The organism is Aquirufa nivalisilvae (assembly GCF_004307455.1).
In the GTDB taxonomy this organism is placed as follows: domain Bacteria; phylum Bacteroidota; class Bacteroidia; order Cytophagales; family Spirosomataceae; genus Aquirufa; species Aquirufa nivalisilvae.
Map to the genome: position 1 here is coordinate 403,167 of NZ_SEWX01000001.1, position 20,138 is coordinate 423,304.

At 36.8% G+C, this 20,138-nt stretch carries 19 protein-coding genes; 9 read left to right on the forward strand and 10 right to left on the reverse strand.

The genetic code is table 11. The features are described 5' to 3' along the window. Nucleotides 1–40 precede the first annotated feature (40 nt). Together EWU22_RS01805 and EWU22_RS01810 are read left to right on the forward strand one after the other, a co-directional pair. Nucleotides 41–448, forward strand: coding sequence for an Rrf2 family transcriptional regulator (locus EWU22_RS01805; protein WP_109324792.1), 408 nt, complete (start codon nt 41–43; stop codon nt 446–448). A 54-nt stretch (nt 449–502) separates the two neighbouring features. After that, nucleotides 503–1,153: an NAD(P)-dependent oxidoreductase gene (locus EWU22_RS01810; RefSeq protein WP_130924170.1), complete on the forward strand. Its 651-nt coding sequence runs from the start codon at nt 503–505 to the stop codon at nt 1,151–1,153. 67 nt (nt 1,154–1,220) lie between these two features. On the opposite strand, the gene EWU22_RS01815 is transcribed toward EWU22_RS01810, so the two are convergent. The 5 genes from EWU22_RS01815 to EWU22_RS01835 form a co-directional block, all read right to left on the reverse strand. Further along, complete coding sequence (locus EWU22_RS01815) at nt 1,221–2,207, reverse strand: outer membrane beta-barrel protein (RefSeq protein WP_130924171.1); 987 nt, start codon at nt 2,205–2,207, stop codon at nt 1,221–1,223. Further along, on the reverse strand, nt 2,207–4,153 hold the full coding sequence (locus EWU22_RS01820) for a KUP/HAK/KT family potassium transporter (protein WP_130924172.1): 1,947 nt from the start codon (nt 4,151–4,153) through the stop codon (nt 2,207–2,209). The genes EWU22_RS01815 and EWU22_RS01820 overlap by 1 nt, the downstream gene beginning before the upstream one ends. An 88-nt stretch (nt 4,154–4,241) precedes the next feature. Further along, the gene (locus EWU22_RS01825) at nt 4,242–4,922 is read right to left on the reverse strand and encodes a response regulator (RefSeq protein WP_130924173.1); all 681 of its coding nucleotides are present in this window, start codon (nt 4,920–4,922) and stop codon (nt 4,242–4,244) included. Further along, nucleotides 4,915–5,976, reverse strand: coding sequence for a sensor histidine kinase (locus EWU22_RS01830; RefSeq protein WP_130924174.1), 1,062 nt, complete (start codon nt 5,974–5,976; stop codon nt 4,915–4,917). The genes EWU22_RS01825 and EWU22_RS01830 overlap by 8 nt, the downstream gene beginning before the upstream one ends. 99 nt (nt 5,977–6,075) lie before the next feature. Then, nucleotides 6,076–7,497 (reverse strand): amidohydrolase family protein, encoded by a 1,422-nt coding sequence (locus EWU22_RS01835; RefSeq protein WP_130924175.1) that lies wholly within the window; start codon nt 7,495–7,497, stop codon nt 6,076–6,078. Nucleotides 7,498–7,613: 116 nt separating this feature from the next. Here EWU22_RS01835 and EWU22_RS01840 point away from each other — a divergent pair, with 116 nt between their 5' ends. Beyond that, complete coding sequence (locus EWU22_RS01840; RefSeq protein WP_130924176.1) at nt 7,614–8,012, forward strand: DUF1801 domain-containing protein; 399 nt, start codon at nt 7,614–7,616, stop codon at nt 8,010–8,012. Here the strand turns inward: EWU22_RS01840 and EWU22_RS01845 are convergent. Beyond that, nucleotides 8,009–8,644 carry a peptidoglycan DD-metalloendopeptidase family protein gene (locus tag EWU22_RS01845; RefSeq protein ID WP_130924177.1) on the reverse strand — a complete coding sequence of 212 codons (636 nt, stop codon included), beginning with the start codon at nt 8,642–8,644 and terminating at the stop codon, nt 8,009–8,011. The genes EWU22_RS01840 and EWU22_RS01845 overlap by 4 nt on opposite strands. A 182-nt stretch (nt 8,645–8,826) precedes the next feature. Between EWU22_RS01845 and EWU22_RS01850 the strand changes: the two genes are divergently transcribed. Together EWU22_RS01850 and EWU22_RS01855 are read left to right on the forward strand one after the other, a co-directional pair. Continuing rightward, nucleotides 8,827–9,939, forward strand: coding sequence for an MBL fold metallo-hydrolase (locus tag EWU22_RS01850; RefSeq protein ID WP_226998243.1), 1,113 nt, complete (start codon nt 8,827–8,829; stop codon nt 9,937–9,939). 181 nt (nt 9,940–10,120) lie between these two features. Beyond that, nucleotides 10,121–11,368 (forward strand): DUF4153 domain-containing protein, encoded by a 1,248-nt coding sequence (locus tag EWU22_RS01855; RefSeq protein WP_130924178.1) that lies wholly within the window; start codon nt 10,121–10,123, stop codon nt 11,366–11,368. 70 nt (nt 11,369–11,438) lie between these two features. Here EWU22_RS01855 and EWU22_RS01860 read toward each other — a convergent pair whose 3' ends face one another. Then, nucleotides 11,439–12,431, reverse strand: coding sequence for an amidohydrolase family protein (locus tag EWU22_RS01860; protein ID WP_130924179.1), 993 nt, complete (start codon nt 12,429–12,431; stop codon nt 11,439–11,441). A 4-nt stretch (nt 12,432–12,435) separates the two neighbouring features. Further along, on the reverse strand, nt 12,436–13,566 hold the full coding sequence (locus EWU22_RS01865) for an esterase (protein WP_130924180.1): 1,131 nt from the start codon (nt 13,564–13,566) through the stop codon (nt 12,436–12,438). 214 nt (nt 13,567–13,780) lie between these two features. On the opposite strand from EWU22_RS01865, the gene EWU22_RS01870 reads away from it, so the two are divergent. After that, nucleotides 13,781–15,811, forward strand: coding sequence for a glycoside hydrolase family 3 protein (locus EWU22_RS01870; protein WP_109324801.1), 2,031 nt, complete (start codon nt 13,781–13,783; stop codon nt 15,809–15,811). Between the two features lie 95 nt (nt 15,812–15,906). Next, nucleotides 15,907–16,545 carry a DUF1801 domain-containing protein gene (locus tag EWU22_RS01875; RefSeq protein ID WP_130924181.1) on the forward strand — a complete coding sequence of 213 codons (639 nt, stop codon included), beginning with the start codon at nt 15,907–15,909 and terminating at the stop codon, nt 16,543–16,545. A 3-nt stretch (nt 16,546–16,548) separates the two neighbouring features. Here the strand turns inward: EWU22_RS01875 and EWU22_RS01880 are convergent, their stop codons facing one another. Continuing rightward, nucleotides 16,549–17,475, reverse strand: coding sequence for a helix-turn-helix domain-containing protein (locus EWU22_RS01880; RefSeq protein ID WP_109324803.1), 927 nt, complete (start codon nt 17,473–17,475; stop codon nt 16,549–16,551). A gap of 93 nt (nt 17,476–17,568) precedes the next feature. Between EWU22_RS01880 and EWU22_RS01885 the strand changes: the two genes are divergently transcribed. After that, a complete protein-coding gene (locus EWU22_RS01885) occupies nt 17,569–18,336 on the forward strand; it encodes a hypothetical protein (RefSeq protein WP_109324804.1) in 768 nt (255 codons plus the stop codon). Nucleotides 18,337–18,388: 52 nt separating this feature from the next. After that, a complete protein-coding gene (locus EWU22_RS01890) occupies nt 18,389–19,150 on the forward strand; it encodes a hypothetical protein (RefSeq protein ID WP_145962613.1) in 762 nt (253 codons plus the stop codon). Here EWU22_RS01890 and EWU22_RS01895 read toward each other — a convergent pair. Then, nucleotides 19,147–20,115 carry an alpha/beta hydrolase gene (locus EWU22_RS01895; RefSeq protein WP_231962593.1) on the reverse strand — a complete coding sequence of 323 codons (969 nt, stop codon included), beginning with the start codon at nt 20,113–20,115 and terminating at the stop codon, nt 19,147–19,149. The two genes, EWU22_RS01890 and EWU22_RS01895, sit on opposite strands and share 4 nt — an antisense overlap. Nucleotides 20,116–20,138 lie beyond the last annotated feature (23 nt).

A 20,138-nucleotide genomic window follows, 5' to 3' on the forward strand; every position in this document is an offset into this window, starting at 1 on the left:
AAATTTTAATTCTTAATATTGTAACCTTATTTATTACAGTATGATTTCAGGTAAGTTTGCTATATCTCTGCATATTTTAACGTTGTTGACAAAATTCCAACATGAGTATTTGTCATCTGATTTTATTGCCAGCAGTTTAAACTTACACCCCGTACTAGTAAGAAAGGAAATAATTAATTTAAAAAACCATCAGCTAGTCGTTAGTAAAGAAGGCAAGAATGGTGGTACTATGTTAGCCAAAGCCCCTTCTCAAATCAACCTAGATCAAGTATTAAAAATTACCTTGGAAAAGGTTTCTTTTGGATATTCCAAAAATCACCCAAACCCCAATTGCCCTATTGGAAAAAAAATAAATACCCAATTGGACATGTTATATACTAACTTAAATAATCAAATCTCGAGTCAACTAATGACCTTGACTTTAGAACAGTTTTCTAAAGATTTTTAAACCTTTTTTTTATACATTACTGTAACTTTGTTTATTACAATAAATTTTATCATCATGAAAATCGCTCTAATAGGATCAACAGGATTTGTAGGCAAAGCCCTACTACATGAACTTGTCAATAGACAACACGAAGTAGTTGCCATTACTAGAAACCCTCAACTCTCCCATGAGAATCCACTTATTACTTGGAAGCAAGTAGACATTTCACTAGTGGATGAACTGGCACATGCTTTACAAGGTGTTGACGTAGTCATTAATAGTTTTAATGCAGGATGGACCAATCCCAACTTGTATCACGACTTCCTTGAAGGCTCTAAGAAAATTCAAGAGGCCGTGAAAATAGCTGGCGTGAAACGCTTTATCACCATCGGCGGTGCTGGAAGTTTATACATTGCCCCTGGAGTACAACTAGTAGATACGCCAGAATTCCCTCAAGAATATTATGCTGGGGCAACAGCCGCTAGAGATTATTTGACTTACCTAAAAAATGAAAAAGAATTAGATTGGGCATTTATTAGTCCTGCCATAGAAATGCATCCTGGAATTCAAACAGGCAGAACGGGTCAATATAGATTAGGCTTAGAAAACCCTGTATTCGATTCCAATCAACGAAGTATCTTATCGGTAGAAGATTTAGCTGTTGTCATCGTTGATGAAGCCGAACAAGCTAAACATCACCAAGTAAGGTTTACTGCAGCGTATTAAAATAGGTCTTGGATTCAGGTGATACAATACTTGAATCCAAGATTTAATTTGCTTGAAAAGTTTAAGTCTATTTCCCAAAAACCACTCCAAAGATGTATTCTGGCGAATGTATATTCGAAGTCTCGTTTGACGAATGATAAACCTTCCATTCCGCCCGAAATAGCATCTTGGGAAATAAACTGAAGTCGGCATTGATAGATGCCGATTGAACGAATGAGTCTGGAGCCAAAATAATGTACTTTCGGTCAGAGAACTGCTCGATTCGGCCTGCAAATTTCCATTTATTGCTCAGTTTAACTTGCATCATCAAAGCTTCTCCGTGCCAAAATTCATTTTGGAAACCTATGTCTGAAATGAGCACCGTCTTGACCTTTTTTGACAAAGGTATTACCCAATAAAAATCATGGAATAGCCGAAGCCCATTCCCCTCATTTCCTATAAACCCACTTGAATTCCAGATCCAAGAGTTAGCAGCAACATAGGTAATTTGAGTTCCTATAGCTGGTCTAAAATCTTGAATATGTTGCCAGCCTCTAAGTGCAAGAATCGAATATGTCCATGATTGATTGGGTTTATAAGAAATACTTAATCCAGACTCATAATATGGTGAGTTTTCAGCAACAAAGCTTCGGGAAAGAGTCCAGTTCTCTGCATTTTTGGCCGATTCAAAACCTATATGTGATGGAAATATTCCAGCCAAGATAGACCAATTTTCTGCCATTTGATAGGATAGATTCATCTCAAAAATATTCCTCCAGATCTTCCCCTCATTGGCTAAATTCCGAGAAGAATAAGAACCCAACATACCCGAAATCTGCACATTTAATGGACCCTTTTTGATGGCTAATCCTAATATCCCTAAGTTCAAATCCCATTGATTTGCCTTGGCATGATTGAAGAAAAAGGATTCTTTTTCGTGAGCTGTTTTTTGGATTGGGTCTATCAAATAATAGCCTTCTGCATAACCATATAATTGAAAAACAGATTTACTCGTTGAATCTGGTTGACCAAAAAGCGGAAAGGTAAAACAAAGAAATAGGACTACTTTATTCACTAGATTCTCTTTAAATCCACGTTACCGATGGAATGATAAACAAGTGGAACATATTCTAATTCCACGTCGGATTTGTCTAAGCCAAATGCTTGTTCATCTCTTTGCCCCATTTTTTTCAATTTAAAATAGGAGTTTAACAATAAGCCATCCTTTAGGCTAAACTCATTTTCAACGGATAAATATTTTTCAATAATGACAAATTTAAAATCCGGCTCTGCATTATATTTTGTCGAACCATCTGGCCTGATATGTAAATTTAGTTCTTTATTCTTTACTAAATCTTGGACAATTTTTTTGAAGTAAAACTCCGTTTTTGGTTGAATTCTAAAGCCAATATTCAAATTGATTTTAATTACTTTATCATCTACTAATTCATTCACAGAATAAGAGAGTGTATAAGGTTCTTCTGTTCTATCAATATGCAAAAACCAATATACATCTGCCCTTTTAGGCCTTTTAGAAAAGATTGATTTAATAATTTTGTCTTCAATTTCTCTTCGCGTATTTGCCTTGGTCATATACACAACATGTGTGGCAAATTTCGGAATGGCTTCGTCAATACTTAAATCTTTGATTTGTTGTACAAACTTGCCTAAATCAACAAATTTTGTGAATCGATTATTAATCTTTCTTGAATAAAACCAAATATACATGGTCATGAATATAAATAATTCAAAAAACAAAAACATCCATCTTTCTTTAATCTTGGCAACATTCGCTATAAAAAAGGAGACCTCTATGGTGGCAAATAATAGCATCAATGCCGCTACATAAACTCGTTTCCATCTCAATTTATATAACAAGAAATAACTTAGTAAATAGGTAGTCATCATCATGGCAACTGTAATGGAAAATCCATAAGCAGCTTCCATATGACTGGATGTTTGAAAATATAAAATCATCAAAATACACCCAATCCATAAAATAATATTTACACTTGGAATATATATTTGACCCTTTAATTCCGTTGGTTGACGAACGGTTACTCTAGGCCAGAAATTTAAGTTTACCGCCTCATTAATCATGGTAAAACTCCCACTAATTAATGCTTGAGAAGCAATGATCGTTGCCATGGTTGCAATAGAAATCCCAACTAATAAAAACCATGAAGGCATCATTTCATAAAACGGATTTCGGCCATTTAAAACCTGTTGCCCTTGATTCAAAATCCATGCAGCCTGACCTAAATAGTTCGTAATTAAACAAATCTTTACAAATACCCATGTTATCCGAATATTCTTTAGACCACAGTGTCCGAGGTCTGAGTACAATGCTTCTGCACCAGTTGTCGCTAAAAACACAGCCCCTAATAACCAAAAGCCTTTGGGATATTGAACTAATAACTGGTATCCATAAATTGGATTTAAAGCTTGTATCACGGTGGGATGTTCTATAATTTGACTAATCCCGAGAATCAATAACATGCTAAACCAAATGACCATAATAGGCCCAAATGTTACACCAACTTTCTGAGTACCAAAACGTTGAATAAAAAACAACACCGACAATATAACGATGACAATGGGGACAGTGGGAATAGATTCAAAGCCGGGTACCATCACAAGTCCCTCAATAGCGGATGCAACAGATATAGGTGGCGTAATAATACCATCAGCTAATAGTGTAGTGGCTCCTAAAATAGTAGGAATCACTAGTTTTTTGCCGTTTCGCCTTACTAAGGCATACAGGGAAAATATCCCGCCTTCTCCTTGATTATCTGCCTTTAAAGTTAACCAGATGTATTTGATGCTTGTTTGGAAAACCAGTGTCCAAAAGATACAAGAAATCCCTCCGAAAACGAGTGTTTCTTCTATTGGTCGTTCGCCAACGATTGCCTTAAAAACATATAGCGGACTTGTTCCGATATCCCCATAAATAATTCCAAGCGCAACCAATAATGATGAGGCTGTTACCCCCTTTGATACAAGTAAATTTCCCTTTTCCATAGTGCATTTTTATCTGTCGCAAAGGTTGTTATTCCCTTATCAAACAAGCATAAAAATGAAGGGTGCTTGCGTAAAAAAAATATAAAGATTAGCCTTGAAAACGGTATCCTATCCCATTTTCAGTAATAATATGTTTAGGTAAATTGGGGTTATCTTCGATTTTCTTCCTTAAAGTTCCTACGTAAACACGTAAATATTGAGTCTCCAACTGAGAACCAACACCCCATATTTCTTTTAAAATTTGCTGATGCGTTAAAACCCTACCTTCGTTTTTAGCAAACAAAACCAACAAATTAAATTCCGTCTGCGTTAACTTAATTACTTGATTGTTTTTCTTGAGTAAACGAGCGGTTAAATCCAAGTTCAAATCCTGAAATGTCCAATTTGATTTCATTTGATCTGTTGCATTTCGACGAATGGCAGATCTAATTCTAGCCATTAATTCTCCTGTTCGAAATGGCTTAGTTAAATAATCCATCGCTCCCATATCCAAGGCTTTCACCATGTCTAATTCAGCGTTTTGAACAGAAAGCATGATAATTGATTTGGTATACCAATCATGTAAGTGAGCCAATATTTCATGCCCATTTAGGTCTGGTAAACCAATATCTAATAGAATCACATCAGGTAAATAACTTGCCGCTAAAGCCAATCCCTCTCTCCCTGAAAATGCTTGAATAACTGTATATTCCTGACTTTCTAGGGCTATCTTAAGCAGCTTTTGTATCGCCACCTCATCATCAATGATTAAAACAGTATACCTACTCATTCTTAATATAGTTTAGGTAAGAAGTTACAACGGGGATTCTTATTAGAAATTCACAACCATTCTCCATGTTTCTCAATGTAATTGTACCTCCATAGGCCTCAACATATCCTTTCACAATGGATAGCCCTAAGCCCGTTCCTCCTGAATTTGAATTTGGTAAGCGATAAAATTTATCAAATACAAAAGGAATTAAATCTATTGGAAACCCTGGCCCCTCATCTGAAACGACCAATTCCAATTGATCATTAACTACGAATACTTTTAAATAAATAGGTACAGTACTAGGAGTATATTGTAGGGCATTTCTTATCAGATTACTGACCATTTGTTCCAAAATACCAATGTCTAAAAGTACTAATGGTAAATTATCTCCAATCTCAAGCTGTATATCCCTTTGATTAGCTTCTGAAGAAAATTTACTCAATAAATGATGGCTCCATTCTGTTATATCAACCCAATCCATTGATAATTTTAAGCTCCCTGATTCTAAACGACTCATATTTAAGAGATTCTCAACTTGTTGATTTAATCGAAGACTTGCCAGTTCTATTCCTTGAAATAATTCAACCTTTTGCTCCTTTGAAATAGAGTTGTTCTCATCTTTCAACGTATCTACAGTTCCTAAAATAGTCGCTATGGGTGTTCTCAATTCATGGGAAAGGGAATTCAACAATGTATTATAAAGTCCAATCGTTAACTCTTTTTCTTCTTTATCCCGAGCTTTCGCTTCAGCTTGTCGAATTTTAACGGTTAATAATCCATTTACCAATGCAATAAAAAAATACATCAGAAATAGTAATAAGTCTTCTGAGTAAGTTATGTGAAAAGTAAATCGGGGTGGGATAAACCAAAAATTCCAGATTAGTGCACTTAATGTTGCCGCAATCACAACTGGAACCACGTCAAAAAACATGGCGATAAGCGAGGTTTCCATCAATAGTATTAATGCAACGGATCTATATCCTAAAATATCAGTGAAAAAATAACAAATGATAGATGAGAATAAGACAATCCCGATTACTGTAAATACTTGATGTAATATTGACCCTTTCATAATGACAAATCTAGATAATCACTTATAAAGAAATCATAAAAATGATGTTCCATTCCACAATTCAATTTCTAGAGCTATATATTTACAATAGCCTTAGCTTTAAGGGATTCTTGCTTCAAATTCCTTAAATCTTTTCTCTAAATCTTGTCGCAATTTCTGCTTGACTTCAGGCTCTTGAATAAAACTGTAATCCAAACTATTAAATACCATTTCCTTGATATGAGCATAGTTAAAAAACGGATATGATTTAGCCAATAAAACGTATTGTTCCGTTAAGCTGGTACGCAAAACACCCGCATCATCGGTACTAATTAAAAGTGGAACCTTGAATTGATGATATAATTGAATGGGGTGCTTATCTTCTTTGATTCGTAAAATAAATCGGTTAGAAACCAGATTCATTTCCACGGGTATTTTATGTTTGCTCATGTATCTCAAAAGATCATAACTGTTTTTTTCATAAGGTATATCAACACCATGGCCAATTCGATTCGCTTTCGCTGTATGTATCGCGTCTCCAATATGCCATGTTAAACTTTCAGGCGCCACTTGACCCATAGCCAATTCTCCTGCGTGTAAAGAATACTTCACTCGAGGGAACTTCTGATGACAAAACTGAAACATCAACATATGCAATCGGTAATCTTTCATAGAATTTTCCCCATGTTCAGGAGCTACCATATTAACACCTGCAATCAATTTACTTTGGTCTGCCGCCATAAAACTGATGACAATATCCTTGAATAAATCAACCGGATTTTTAAATCTCAGCACATACTTTTGATATCGCATGGTGAAGCGTTCATCGTCTATTTTTAGACTATCATGCAACCGCTGAATGAAGCTATTGTTCCAAATTATCGCCTGATTCATGGACTCTTTTTGCAATAGCTTTGAATAAACAATTTCCAATAAATTCAATACCCCTTGTTTATTTGACAAGTTGGCCAAGCTCCTTAATTCTGAATCATAAGTTGATAAATCCTGAATGTTAACATTTGAATAAACGGGCGAAAACATGGTTTCAATGTAGGACACATTTTCTGCTATGGCTCGATTTTTTAACTCTACCATACCTGGTGCATATTCTTCATTAAGAGCCGGCAAGTATTTATCAAAAGATTCAAAAAACAATTGATCCGAAGGATAAAATCCAGGATAATAATCCTTCACTGACCAGCGACGAATTATCTCATTTTTCATCCCAGCCAAGGACCCTTCAGATGATAGCTCAGAAAAGCGCTTCCAATTCGGTTTACCAGCCTGATCCTTAGCTACCGCCTTCGTTTCCAAATTGACATAGTAATCCAATTTAATCGCTTTTTCCAATAAAGGTTCTGCATAAATAGAGCCACTAAAATGGTGATGTAAGTCCCCACCTTTCGGCATTTGAGCCATAAACGCCGTCAATTCTGCCTCATTATTTCTAATTTTCTGCAAATATTGGGCTGCTTTTTGCTCCTGTGCCCGCAGGCAAATGGAAATTGAAAAGATGATAATGAAGGTTAATAAATATTTCATGGATTTATATGTGCTCATTTGTTGATTCGAAAGGGTAGCTAAAATTACAGGTAATTGAATACATTTGAACTAGAAATGACTCTAAAAGAATGTCCCTCATTTAATAAATTACGACCATGAACCCTGCCATTCAAGCATTTAATCAGAAGCTTTCTCCACAAGAAGCGGAAATTGGGGATTTTTTAACCCACTTCATTTCAGAAAAATTACCTGAGGCAAGTTGTAAAATTTGGCATGCTATACCCGTCTGGTTTATCCATGAAAACCCGATTGTAGGATATAGCTCTCTGAAAAAGGGAATTCTATTGTTATTTTGGAGTGGACAATCTTTTGAGGAAAACCCATTAGAAGCTATTGGTAAGTTTAAAGCGGCAGGTATCTATTTTCAAAATGTACAAGATATCCCAGTCCAAGATCTCACAAACTGGCTTCAAAAATCTAAAACCATTCAATGGGATTATAAAAATTTAGTCAAAAGAAAAGGTGTATTAGAAAGGTTAAATGTCAATAATTAATCCTTCATAAAGAGGGCTGGATTTGGACAATTTTGAGCATAAAAATCCAAATCTCTTTGGGAACAAACACCGGGGTAATCACCCACAAAATTTTGCAAGTCACGTATCAACTGGAAATGTAAATGAGGTGGCCAACCCCCATTTTCAGATGGATTTCCTACATGTGCCATGAGCTGGCCTTGACGTATTTCTTGTCCTTGAATCAGCCCATCTAAATCATGACTTGAAAGATGTCCGTATAAACTATAGATTTTTTCTCCTCGGATTTGATGAGCTAATAGAATGGTTGGCCCATAGTTACCTGAACCTTCATTCACTTGAAAACTATGAATGATCCCATCCATGGGCGCGAACACTTCCGTGCCTGCCTCCGCCCAAATATCTATTCCTAAGTGGATATTCCGATAATCTTGTTGGCTCGTTGCAAAATTCTCATGTGATTCATACATCTTTCGATGCTCTAAATACCCTCCTACCCCATACCTATTAGAACCCTTTGAATCCTGAATGAATCGACTAAATTTGGCTATATCCTGATAAATTCCTGAATTAAATCTTGGGTTATGCACACTTAAATCTAAGATGGAGGTATTTGAATCTGAAAGCGAGGGCACAAATAAGGCTGAAATCATACCGTATTGGGATTGGGATTACAAAGTTGATTCAAGTGAAACAAATATTTCCTACCGAATCAAACTAGTTTTACGAAATTGATGTTAAATGCTCACTGATGCGAAATTTATCCTCTTTCCCTCAGATGAGAAAAGGATTTCGTTCAAAGATTAGACAAAAACATTAAATTACTCCATAAATTATGAAAAGAAGACGTATGCTAGGCTATCTAGGAATATTATCAAGCATCTCAGTCGGTTCTTGGATTGCCCTCAATAAAGCTGTTTTGGGTACTAACCCAAAAGGTAAAAGGTTACAACGAATTAAAAATTCTCCGAATTATAAAGACGGACAATTTCAAAACTTATCCTATACCCCCACTTTTGCAGAAGAAAATAATAAAATAGGGTCCATGTGGAGGGTGATGACCAGCAAAGATATCCGTACCAAACCTACTGTGGCACTGCCCACCGTAAAAACTGATTTGAAACAAATAAGTCCCAACACAGACTATATGATTTGGTTCGGGCATTCTTCGTATTTACTTCAACTAGAAGGGAAAACCATATTAATTGATCCCGTTTTGAGTGGCTATGCGGCCCCTTTTTCATGGTTAAATGCTTCATTTAAAGGAACCGATCCCTATCCAGCAGAAAGTTTACCCGACATCGATTATTTGCTGATCTCCCATGATCATTATGATCATCTAGACTATGAAACAATAAAAAAAATCCAACCTAAAGTGAAACAGGTGGTGTGTGGATTAGGAGTTGGGGAGCATTTAGAATATTGGGGCTATTCACCAGACATCATTGAAGAATTGGATTGGAATGAATCCATCCAATTAGAAAAAGATTGGAAATTAACGGCCACCCCAGCTCGTCATTTTTCTGGAAGGGGTATACAACGTAATAAAACGCTCTGGGTTTCTTTTGTGTTAAAAACTTCCCAACATAATCTATTTCTTGGGGGAGATAGCGGATATGATAGTCACTTTAAAGCCATTGGTGATCAGCATGGGCCTTTTGATTTAGCCTTGATAGAACAAGGCCAATATAATTTGGCTTGGAAATACATCCATCTCATGCCTGAGGAGATTTTTACTGTTGCCAAAGAATTGAATGCGAAAAGAATCTTTGCTGGTCATAACTCGAAATTTAAATTAAGCATCCATCCTTGGGATGAACCCTTACAGTTACTCTGGGAAAATAGTAAAAAGCAGGAAATTCCTGTAATTACTCCAAAAATAGGTGAGCTAGTAGACCTGAGAGAAGAAAATCCAACATTCTCTACCTGGTGGAAGGGAATTATATAACAGCATATTGCCGTTTATTGAATAAAATAGCCACTAAACAAAATGTGATGTAATTTTTAAACAATTACCGAGTTATTGCCTCGCTAAGTATTTCCATAAATGCTTGCCTACAATTGGGTTCTATAAGATAGTATAACGACGAATTATTCCAGTACGTAAACATTTATTTGCCTCAATTATCATGAAAAGCGAGATCATACAAAACCTGAAAAATCCAGAACAGCTGGAAAAATTATACCGCACAAATTCTGCATTATTTAAAAAAGAAATCAATGCCTTGTGGCCAGAATATCATGAGGAAACGAGTTTACAATTTTGGAACCAACGTTTAAATTATACATCGGAACCCATCACATTAGGCAACAAAAATGAATTGTTTGTTATTGCCATTTTAGCTGTTTGCGCAGCCCTCATTTCTCAGATTCCAACATTTTTCGGATTAGATCAAGATACCTTTTTTCAGAGAAATATATCCTTTGTGGTTTTCCCTTTCTTGAGTGCCTATTTCATTTGGAAACAAGCATTTCCTATATTTAAAATCATGCTCCCCTTAGGTATTTGCCTCTTTTCACTGATCTACATCAACCTACTTCCTCATACTTCTCCTTCTGATTCCATTCTACTAGCTTGTATCCATTTACCTCTGATATTATGGTCTATTTGGGCATATGCTTATGTGGGAGAAGGACAGCTTTCCAATACGCAAAAAAGCATTGAGTTTTTGAGATTACATGGCGATTTATTAGTAATGTGTGCCATTATATTGCTTTCTGGAGGATTATTCACCGCTATAGCCTTAGGTCTATTTAATATCATTGGACTAGATATCAAAGAGTTTTATGGGAAATATGTGATTGTTAGCGGACTATCTGCCACTCCTATTTTGGGCAATTACTTGATTCAAAAAAATCCGAATTTAGTCAAAAACGTTTCTCCCATTATTGCCAAAATCTTTACCCCTGTGGTATTTGTTTTCTTGGTCATATATTTAATTGCTATGGTGTATACAGGGAAAGATCCTTATACCAATCGTGAATTTCTTTTGATCTTCAATGGCCTTTTGGTAGGCGTGATGGCACTCATTTTATTCTCCGTAGCTGAAGCCGAAAAAAGTGAAAGTCCTAACTACCAAACCTGGTTATTATTAGGTTTATCTGCTTTGACCATTGTGGTGAATGGCATTGCGCTTTCTGCTATAAGTTTCCGAATTATCGAGTGGGGAATCACACCTAACCGATTAGCCGTATTAGGTAGTAATTTATTGATCTTCATTCACCTACTGATGGTCGCCAAGTCCTTATTGAAAACTAGTCAAGGTAAATCTGATTTCAATTTAGTGGCTAAAAGTATTGCCCAATACCTCCCCATTTATTCCATTTGGGCTGCTATTGTTTGCTTTATTTTCCCTCTTATTTTCCAGTTTAAATAATCCGAAATCTAGCATAAAAAAGGGCATCCTAATAGGTGCCCTTCTTTATTTCTCCATGGATCATTTCCGTCTATTGATACTTCGTAGGATCTAATCGGAAAAAGCGAACTGCATTATTGAAAAAGATATCTCTTTTCTGTTCAAAAGAAAGGTAATTGGCATTTTCAATCACCCCCAACGATGTCTCTAACAATTTAGGCCAAACCATTAAATCTGTACCATACATAATACGCTTGCCAAAACCAGCTTGCACTAATCTTTTCAAATAAAGGTGTATTTCTTCTAAAGGATAGCTCCAAATCATCCCGGCTAAATCCACATAAACATGGGAATTGGCACCCATCAAAGCGATCATTTCATCAATCATCGGATACCCAGCATGCATGACCCAAACCTTCAGCTTTGGATGCCTCGCTAATAAATCCTCCAACAATAAGGGATTTCCCATCGATGCTCGGTATTTGGGTGAAGTTAAATTAGCCATGCCATTTCCTCCTGTTCCCATGTGAATCGCAACGGGGACATTCAATCGTTCGGCTACTTCAAAATACTTGTCCACTGATGGATCACTAGGAGATAAGCCTTGGTATTGTAAACCCACTTCTCCTACCACTTTATAAAAACCCGTCTTCAAGGAATCTTCAAAAGCTTGTACGCTAATACCACTTGCGGAACTAAAGCCGATAGAAGGAATAACTCGATCAGGTGCTGCTGCCTTTTTCCAATTTCGAATTACTTGAGGATCTCCAGAAGCCACTATGGTCATGTTCAAACGTTTCATGGTTTGCATCAACTCATCTTGAAATTCTTGATCGGATTTGGCAGCCTTTAACATGATGGCGCCATCAGCATTCAAAAATTTGGGCGTAGGTTCATTAGGATCTGTTCCTGGCATGTTACTTAAAAACCAAGGCGACATATCCGAGGCAAAATTAGCATTGACTTTCATGGCATGCACGTGCACATCTATGATGGGTAAATGCTTAGCAGAAGCTGTTTGTGCCAGGCTATTTTGTGCCATTAAAACAACACAAGCAAGGGCAAATAGTACAATTTTTTTCATGTGATTAATTTTTAAAAAGTAATGGAGCAAATTCAACTAAATTGTGACGCCAAGTAATAAATGTATGACCAGCATCGTAGGTGTTCGTTTGGTATTTAATCCCATATTTATCAAAGACAGCATTAACCCCTAATCCGTTTTTGTAGGCAATGTCCCTTTCTCCTCCCATGGCAATCCAAAAAAGTTTTAAGCGATTGATCTCTGGGTTTTTCAAATTTTGAACGTATTTATCTTCCAACATTTTCAGTTGAGGTGGGAAATATCCAGTACTTAATGGCAATACATAGCCAAATTTTTCAGGAGCAAAAAGTGCCATATTTAGAGCTTGCAATCCACCCATGGAAAGTCCGGCATAAGCTATATGATTACGATCTGTTAACACATGATATTTCTCATTGACCAAGGGCATAATTTCCTCAAACATTTGCTTGTAATATGGATCTTCTTCAATCCCTGGATTCATATAAAAACCAGAACCTGGATGTCCCATGGGCATAACCACCACCATAGGTTGGCACTTACCTGCTGCCAGAAGATTATCCATGATAAAATTAGCCCGACCGGCCGTTGACCATGACGCATCATTATCTCCCCCGCCATGTTGCAAATACAAAACAGGTAATTTTGATTTCATTGTTTCATAGCCTGGGGGTGTATACACATGAAAACGTGTAGGCTTACCCGTTACTTTAGATTGAAACCAGACTTTCTCCAAATTACCATGAGGAACTACTTGAATGGCGGCATAGGCTGATTCCTTCCCTCTTATTTCTATGATATTGGAATAGCCATTTTCACCCTCTTTCAACAATGTATTTTTAGGATCCAAGGTTTTAACTCCATCCACAGTAAAATCATAGGTATAAAAATCAGGTGCAATAGCCTCCGCTGAGGTGTAGGACCAAACACCTATTTCATTTTTACTCAAATTTTTGGGGCCGAATTCCTTTGAAAAATCCCCAGACACCGTCACTTGACTTGCCTTAGGTGCATAAATCCGAAATGCAACTTGCCCAGAGGCTAAAGCTTCTACAGACTTTAGTGTGTCATTTGGGGTAGGTGCTGGCCTAGAAGGTTGAGCCAAAACAGTTAAGCCACTCATGAGCAAACTTAAACTAAGGATCCATTTTTTCATCGACTAATGGTTTTTAATTTGGTATTTTTCCGATATTTTTCGTTACAATAATTCTATATTGTATCTAATTGCTACAATATAGGAATCCAAATTGAATTATTTCTCCCGACTTATCTTATTTTGATGAATGGCGAAACAATTATCTAAATATTTTGAAAAATAAGTCATTAGAAACCAGTTAATTAATGCTTTTACACGATATAGCCCATATCTTATGACCACGCAACTACCCATTAAACAAGTACTTGTTGGAGTATTGAGTCTATTAACTTTTTCCAACATCTTAGCTCAACAGAAAACAGTTCAACCTAATTTAGGAAGTCGAAACGTAGAAATTCTACGCATTCAAAATCTATCATTCAAAGATCTGAATAAGAACAAAAAACTAGATCGATATGAGGATTGGCGCTTACCTATTTCAGAAAGAATCAAGGATTTGGTATCTCAAATGACCTTGGAGGAAAAAGTAGGATTCATGTTAATTAGCACCACACGGATGGGGGGCGATAATGTATTTGGTGGAGCGCCAGCAGCGGGCCCTGCCACGCCCATCCATGCTGGTTTTAATGAAGAAGATTTGATTCAAAACACGAATATGTTTACCAGAAAACCATTAGTAGCTCCCAATATGTCGGCAGCAGGAACCACTAAGGGTGTTCGTCAACTTCATTTACGCCACTTTATTTTAAGGGCTAATGCCGCTCCAGAAATCATGGCCAATTGGTCCAACAATCTCCAAGCCTTATGTGAAGATACTCGATTAGGGATCCCGGCTATCGTGGCTTCCAACCCAAGAAATCATGTGACGACTGATGCTTCTGTAGGATTGAGTGTGGGTGTAACCTCATTTTCTAAATGGCCTGGGGAATTAGGATTGGCTGCCATGAGAGACTTTACTTTGACGCGTCAATTTGCAGAGATTGCCTCCAAAGAATGGCGTGCCGTAGGTCTGAGAAAAGGATATATGTACATGGCTGATTTAGCTACAGAGCCCCGTTGGCAGCGTGTGGAAGGGACCTTTGGGGAAGATGCTGATTTAACCTCGCGCATGATTCAAGAAATCATTGTGGGTTTTCAGGGCAAAAAATTAGGGGCTCAATCCGTTGCCATGACAACGAAACACTTCCCTGGAGGGGGCCCTCAATTAGATGGTCAAGACTCCCATTTTGATTGGGGTAAATTTGCCCATTATCCAGGAGGGATGTTTGACTACCATGTAAAACCATTTAAAGCTGCCATCGCTGCAGGTACTTCGGCGATAATGCCCTACTATTCTGCTCCAAAAGGCAAAGAATTTGAGGAAGTGGGTTTCTCATTTAATAAAGCGATGATCCATGATTTACTTCAAGGTAAATTAGGCTTTCATGGTATCATCAATTCAGATACTGGCCCCATCGAAATGATGCCTTGGGGCGTAGAAAATTTGAGTATTGCCGAGCGCTATCAAAAAGCCTTGAATGCGGGTGTCGATATTTTTTCTGGAGCCGCTGATCCTAGCACCTTGTTGGAAACCGTGAAAAAAGGCATGATATCAGAAGAGCGAATTAATAACTCGGTGGCCAAATTATTAAAAGAGAAATTTGAATTGGGTTTATTTGAAAATCCTTATGTTTCGGTAGAAGAAGCCAGCCAGATTATTGGAAATAAAGCCTCAACAGATTTAGCCAATTTGGCACTTCGTAAGTCCATTGTTTTACTTCGTAATGATCAACAAATATTACCTATTAAGAAGAAAACCAAGGTATATTTTGAAACCTATTTCAATACAGGTAGAAATACTGACATCATCAAAGTAGCTAAGCCTCAATATTCGGATGTGGAATTTGTTTCCAATAAGGATGAAGCCGATGTTATTTTATTATGGCTAATTCCTAATGGTGGTGGCCTGTTCAGTTCCCAAGGCACCAAAATTGATTTAAGATTATCTGCCAATCGAATTGATGTGAATCATGTTAATGAACTAATCAATAGCAAACCGACTATCGTGGCAATTAATTATACCAATCCATGGGTCATTGAAGAAATTGATAAAGGGAAAACAAAATCCATCCTAGCTACTTTTGGAACGACCCAAGAGGCCTTGTTAGATATTGTGACAGGCAAATACAATCCAAGTGGAAAAATGCCCTTTACCACTCCTATCAACATGAAAGCCGTAGAAGATAATAAATCGGATGTCCCTGGCTACATGGAAGGCCCTAATTATGGCTTATTCCCATTTGGTCATGGATTATCGTATAAATAAACGCTAAGCTATTGACGGAAAATTTTTGAACATTTAGCTAATTCCAAAATCGGACATGTCATAAATTCCATTTATTTTTAGAAAAAATGTCGACTATGAGCCCAAAAGTAGATGCCTTCATCGTTAAACTAGACAAATGGCAAGCAGAATTAAGCTTGTTGAGAAGCATATTATTGGAGATGGGCTTAGAAGAAGATTTGAAATGGGGCTCCCCTTGTTATTCTTTTGAAAAATCGAATTTAGTCATCCTTCAAGGCTTCAAAGAGTACTTTGCTATTATGTTTTTTAAGGGTGTACTACTGAAAGATGCTGCCAAAGTATTTAGTAAACCTGGAGAAAATACACAGTCGAGCCGCCAAATTCGATTCTCCCATTTGGACGATATCCTTTCCAAAGAAGCCCTCATCAAATCCTATATTTTGGAAGCGATTGAAGTAGAAAAATCAGGAGCCAAAGTGATCTTAAAAAAAATTGAGGAATATGCGGTTCCCGAGGAATTTCAAAACGCGATGGAAGAAGATGACGCTCTGAAATCAGCTTTCGCCCGTTTAACCCCTGGCCGACAAAGAGTGTATTTGATGCATTTTGCCGAAGCGAAACAAGAAGCTACCAGAATAGCTCGAATAGAAAAAAACAAAAGTCGCATCCTAGTAGGCAAGGGATTGGGAGATTGTATCTGTGGTCTTTCCCAAAAAATGCCTACATGTGATGGTTCGCATAAACATGCGAGGTGAAATTCATCGATTCATATTTCGCCGATATTCGTTGGGACTAATTCCCATTTTATTCTTAAAAAATCGAGTAAAATGTGCGGCATAAGTAAAGCCTAATTGATGAGAAATTTGGCTAATATTTTTCTCAAAATCATGCAATAATTCTTTCGCATGATTGATCATTATTTGATGCATGATTTCTATAGGAGTTTGCTGCGTTTCCCTTTTAATTATATCTCCTAAATAATTGCTTGAAACATGCAATTTATCTGCAAAATAATTGACAGAAGGTAAGCCATAATCATCAGATTTACTGGCACTTACAAAATCTCTGACTAAATCTGCAAATTTAACTGAAATATGTTGATGCAAGGGTTGTCGACTCGTAAATTGTCTTTGATAATATCGACTGCAATAATCCAATAATAACTCAATATGGGAAACAATTAATTTCTTACTTAAATCATCTAATTCAGGGCTAATTTCTCGACTAATTTTAGTCAGAATTTCCACCACATTATTTCTTTCTTCTTCATCCACATGCAAGGCTTCATTATGTTCATAGGAAAAGAATGAATAATGATGAATATGTTTCTGTAAAGAAGTCCCGCGAATTAACTCTTCATCAAATACAAGACATAAACCTTGGGGAACGGACAGGCTTCCCACTTTATCTACTTTATAGATCTGTTTGGGCGCGAAAAATAAGAGTGTCCCAGCATCGTAGTCATATTGGCTAATACCATATTTCAAATCTCCACAATGTATGTCTTTCAACATGATGCAGTAAAAACCCAAACGCATCCATTCGCGACATTTAGGTGTCGAATTTGAAAAATCAATGATACTTATCCAAGGATTCACGGTGATATGCTCATTGTAGGCATTAAATGCATCTACGGAATCCAAATTCCTAATGGCTACTACTTTATCCTTGATCTTTTCCTCCATACAATTAAAAAATGGTAATCATTTCGGTAAAATGTATAAGCCTTTAGCTATCAAAACAGGCTAATTTTACAATTTAAAGCAAATTTAATAAAAATGAAATACACAGGTATTTATCTTCTCTGCCTATTCTTACTGCAAGCAAAAGAGAGCTATCCTCAAGATATTCAAGCATCAAATCCTACGCAAATTAGTGGTACAGTAGGCATTACAAATAATGGTATTTCCATCGTTCCCTCATTTTCATTAGAAAAACCTGCTACGGTTTTTAACATGTCTATCTCCAAAGGAAGATTCAGTTTTGATCCAGAATTAGCTTTTTCATTAGAAGCCAAACCCTGGTATTCCTTATTTTGGTTTCGATATAACCTGAGCCCCAAGCTATCTAAATTCAAGATAAATGTTGGGACTCATTTAGGGCTCAATTTTGTTACAATCCCCCTACCTGGCTCGAAAGATTCTATTCAAGTTCAAAAAACCGATCGATATTTTGTGCTTGAGTTGTTTCCCCGTTATCAATTATCTAAGCACTTAACCATGGGCATTTACTATTTAAGGTCCCATGGTTTAGACCCTGCTACATTAAACGCGCTAAACTTTGTCACTTTATATACCGACATCTCGCATATTCAATTGAGTAAAAAAGCCACATTAGGTATAACTCCACAAATTTATTACCTCAACATCGATGGTAAAGATGGCTATTATCTAACCTCTGAAATCAGTATTTCTTGGAAAGATTTTCCCATCATTTTTAAATCTACCATGAACAAAACTTTTGAATCCACCGTGGAAGGATCTAAGCCTTTTTTATGGAATATCAAGCTTGTATATCCTTTAAAAGGGGGCAAAATCAGGCCATAATTTCATTTAATTAAAAAAAAGCTGACCTTTGTATTTCTCTTAATTAACCCAAATGAAATTTAAAACCACTCTCTTGCTAGTATTCCTAGTAAGTGTCAACCATTTATTCGCTCAAACAGATTCGACCAAAACTCCTTCTTTTTTTGCAGGCCAAATCACTGCAACCAATAATGGTGTATCCTTAATCCCATCTTTTTCTTTAGGCAAACCTGCTGTATTATTTGATTTATCTTTAGGTAAAGGTCGTCTGAGTTTTGATCCCATGTTGCGCTTTGCCATGGACGGAAAACCTTGGGCTTTTGTGCTTTGGTGGCGCTATAAGGCCATCCAACAAAAAAACTTCAAAATGAGTGTAGGCGCTCATCCTGCTTTTGTATTCCGGCAGGAAGAAGCCAATTTCAATGGTGTTAATACTAGCTATTTAAAAGCCCAGAGATTTTTTGCTTGGGAGGCAACACCCGTCTTGTCCATACACAAAAACATTGCCTTAGGTTTTAGTTATTTAGGCTCTACAGGTTTGACAAAAGATGTGACTCAAAGCACCACTTTTCTATCATTTAAAACGATTTTCTCTAACCTTACCTGGTATAAAGATTGGCAAGCAACAATCACTCCCCAATTCTTTTACTTAAAAATGGATGATATAGACGGTACTTATGTGAGTGGCTCTTTAGTTATTTCGAAGAAAAAAAGTCCATTTACTTTAACGACCATGTTTAGCAAAAAACTACGTTCTGCTCTGGCCGGCGACGACTTGCTTTGGAGTATTGGTTTGAACTATAATTTTAATCACCAGTTTAGGAGAATAAACTAAGGCTTTAAAGCATTTTCTAAGAAAGTCAACACCTTAGATTTCAATTCTTCTGTGTCAAACATCCGTCCAAAATGCGGCGCATCTTTGACAATGATCAGCTCATTTTTGACAGCTACGCTACTCAACCAGCCACTCAGCAGTTTGGATTGCTTATTGTTGACACTCTTGTCTTTCTCCCCATGAATAATTAAAAATGGAGGATCTTGTGCATCAACATAGCTAACTGGACTAGCCTTTTTAGCTAAGTCTGGGCGTTCTATCGGGACAGCGCCCAATAAAATGGCTTCAGGAGCCTTAGGATCATCGCTACTTTCCAGACCCGTTAAATCCGATGGCCCATAAAAATCGACCACAGCTTTGATATTGAATTTCTGAGCTTTGCCTTTCATAAAAAATTCAGGAAGCTTATTATTATTGGCTAAACCTACCAGAGAAGCAAGATGTCCACCAGCAGAAAAACCCATGATAGCAATTCTATTTTTATCTAAGTGATACTTATCTGCTTGTTCACATAGAAAAGTTAATGCTTGATAACAATCTTGAATCTGCGCAGGAAAAATAGCCTGACTAGCCCAACGGTAATCAATGGATGCTACCGCAAATCCTCGATTAATCATGGCAGTCAGCGTATTTCCCATATAGCCCATATCGGCATATTTATCATTGACCAACCAGCCTCCGCCATGAATAAAAACCACCAGAGGGATTTTACCTGTTGAATTAGCAGGTAAATAAATATCCAATAAATGCTTTTTCAAAGTATCCTGAGCAAAAGGAATATTGGCATGAAGGACAGTCCCAGCAGGAAATAAATTTAAAACTCTATTGGAAGCCTGAGCAAATAAGGAATTTGCTTGCAAAATCACAAATAGGCATAAGCCACAGGAAATCAGTTTAATAGCATTTAGTTTCATCATGGTATATCTAGACTGCGATAATACAACATTCATCCCAATTTCGGACATGTTACATATCTTTTAAAAGCAAT

Excerpts from the sequence above, each read along its gene's own strand:
- EWU22_RS01835 (WP_130924175.1), bottom strand. The coding sequence starts at position 7,497 with ATGAAATATTTATTAACCTTCATTATCATCTTTTCAATTTCCATTTGC.
- EWU22_RS01850 (WP_226998243.1), top strand. The coding sequence starts at position 8,827 with ATGAAAAGAAGACGTATGCTAGGCTATCTAGGAATATTATCAAGCATC.
- EWU22_RS01895 (WP_231962593.1), bottom strand. The coding sequence starts at position 20,115 with ATGTCCGAAATTGGGATGAATGTTGTATTATCGCAGTCTAGATATACC.
- EWU22_RS01875 (WP_130924181.1), top strand. The coding sequence starts at position 15,907 with ATGAGCCCAAAAGTAGATGCCTTCATCGTTAAACTAGACAAATGGCAA.
- EWU22_RS01825 (WP_130924173.1), bottom strand. The coding sequence starts at position 4,922 with ATGAGTAGGTATACTGTTTTAATCATTGATGATGAGGTGGCGATACAA.
- EWU22_RS01820 (WP_130924172.1), bottom strand. The coding sequence starts at position 4,153 with ATGGAAAAGGGAAATTTACTTGTATCAAAGGGGGTAACAGCCTCATCA.
- EWU22_RS01885 (WP_109324804.1), top strand. The coding sequence starts at position 17,569 with ATGAAATACACAGGTATTTATCTTCTCTGCCTATTCTTACTGCAAGCA.
- EWU22_RS01830 (WP_130924174.1), bottom strand. The coding sequence starts at position 5,976 with ATGAAAGGGTCAATATTACATCAAGTATTTACAGTAATCGGGATTGTC.
- EWU22_RS01865 (WP_130924180.1), bottom strand. The coding sequence starts at position 13,566 with ATGAAAAAATGGATCCTTAGTTTAAGTTTGCTCATGAGTGGCTTAACT.
- EWU22_RS01840 (WP_130924176.1), top strand. The coding sequence starts at position 7,614 with ATGAACCCTGCCATTCAAGCATTTAATCAGAAGCTTTCTCCACAAGAA.
- EWU22_RS01810 (WP_130924170.1), top strand. The coding sequence starts at position 503 with ATGAAAATCGCTCTAATAGGATCAACAGGATTTGTAGGCAAAGCCCTA.
- EWU22_RS01880 (WP_109324803.1), bottom strand. The coding sequence starts at position 17,475 with ATGGAGGAAAAGATCAAGGATAAAGTAGTAGCCATTAGGAATTTGGAT.
- EWU22_RS01890 (WP_145962613.1), top strand. The coding sequence starts at position 18,389 with ATGAAATTTAAAACCACTCTCTTGCTAGTATTCCTAGTAAGTGTCAAC.
- EWU22_RS01845 (WP_130924177.1), bottom strand. The coding sequence starts at position 8,644 with ATGATTTCAGCCTTATTTGTGCCCTCGCTTTCAGATTCAAATACCTCC.
- EWU22_RS01855 (WP_130924178.1), top strand. The coding sequence starts at position 10,121 with ATGAAAAGCGAGATCATACAAAACCTGAAAAATCCAGAACAGCTGGAA.
- EWU22_RS01860 (WP_130924179.1), bottom strand. The coding sequence starts at position 12,431 with ATGAAAAAAATTGTACTATTTGCCCTTGCTTGTGTTGTTTTAATGGCA.
- EWU22_RS01805 (WP_109324792.1), top strand. The coding sequence starts at position 41 with ATGATTTCAGGTAAGTTTGCTATATCTCTGCATATTTTAACGTTGTTG.
- EWU22_RS01870 (WP_109324801.1), top strand. The coding sequence starts at position 13,781 with ATGACCACGCAACTACCCATTAAACAAGTACTTGTTGGAGTATTGAGT.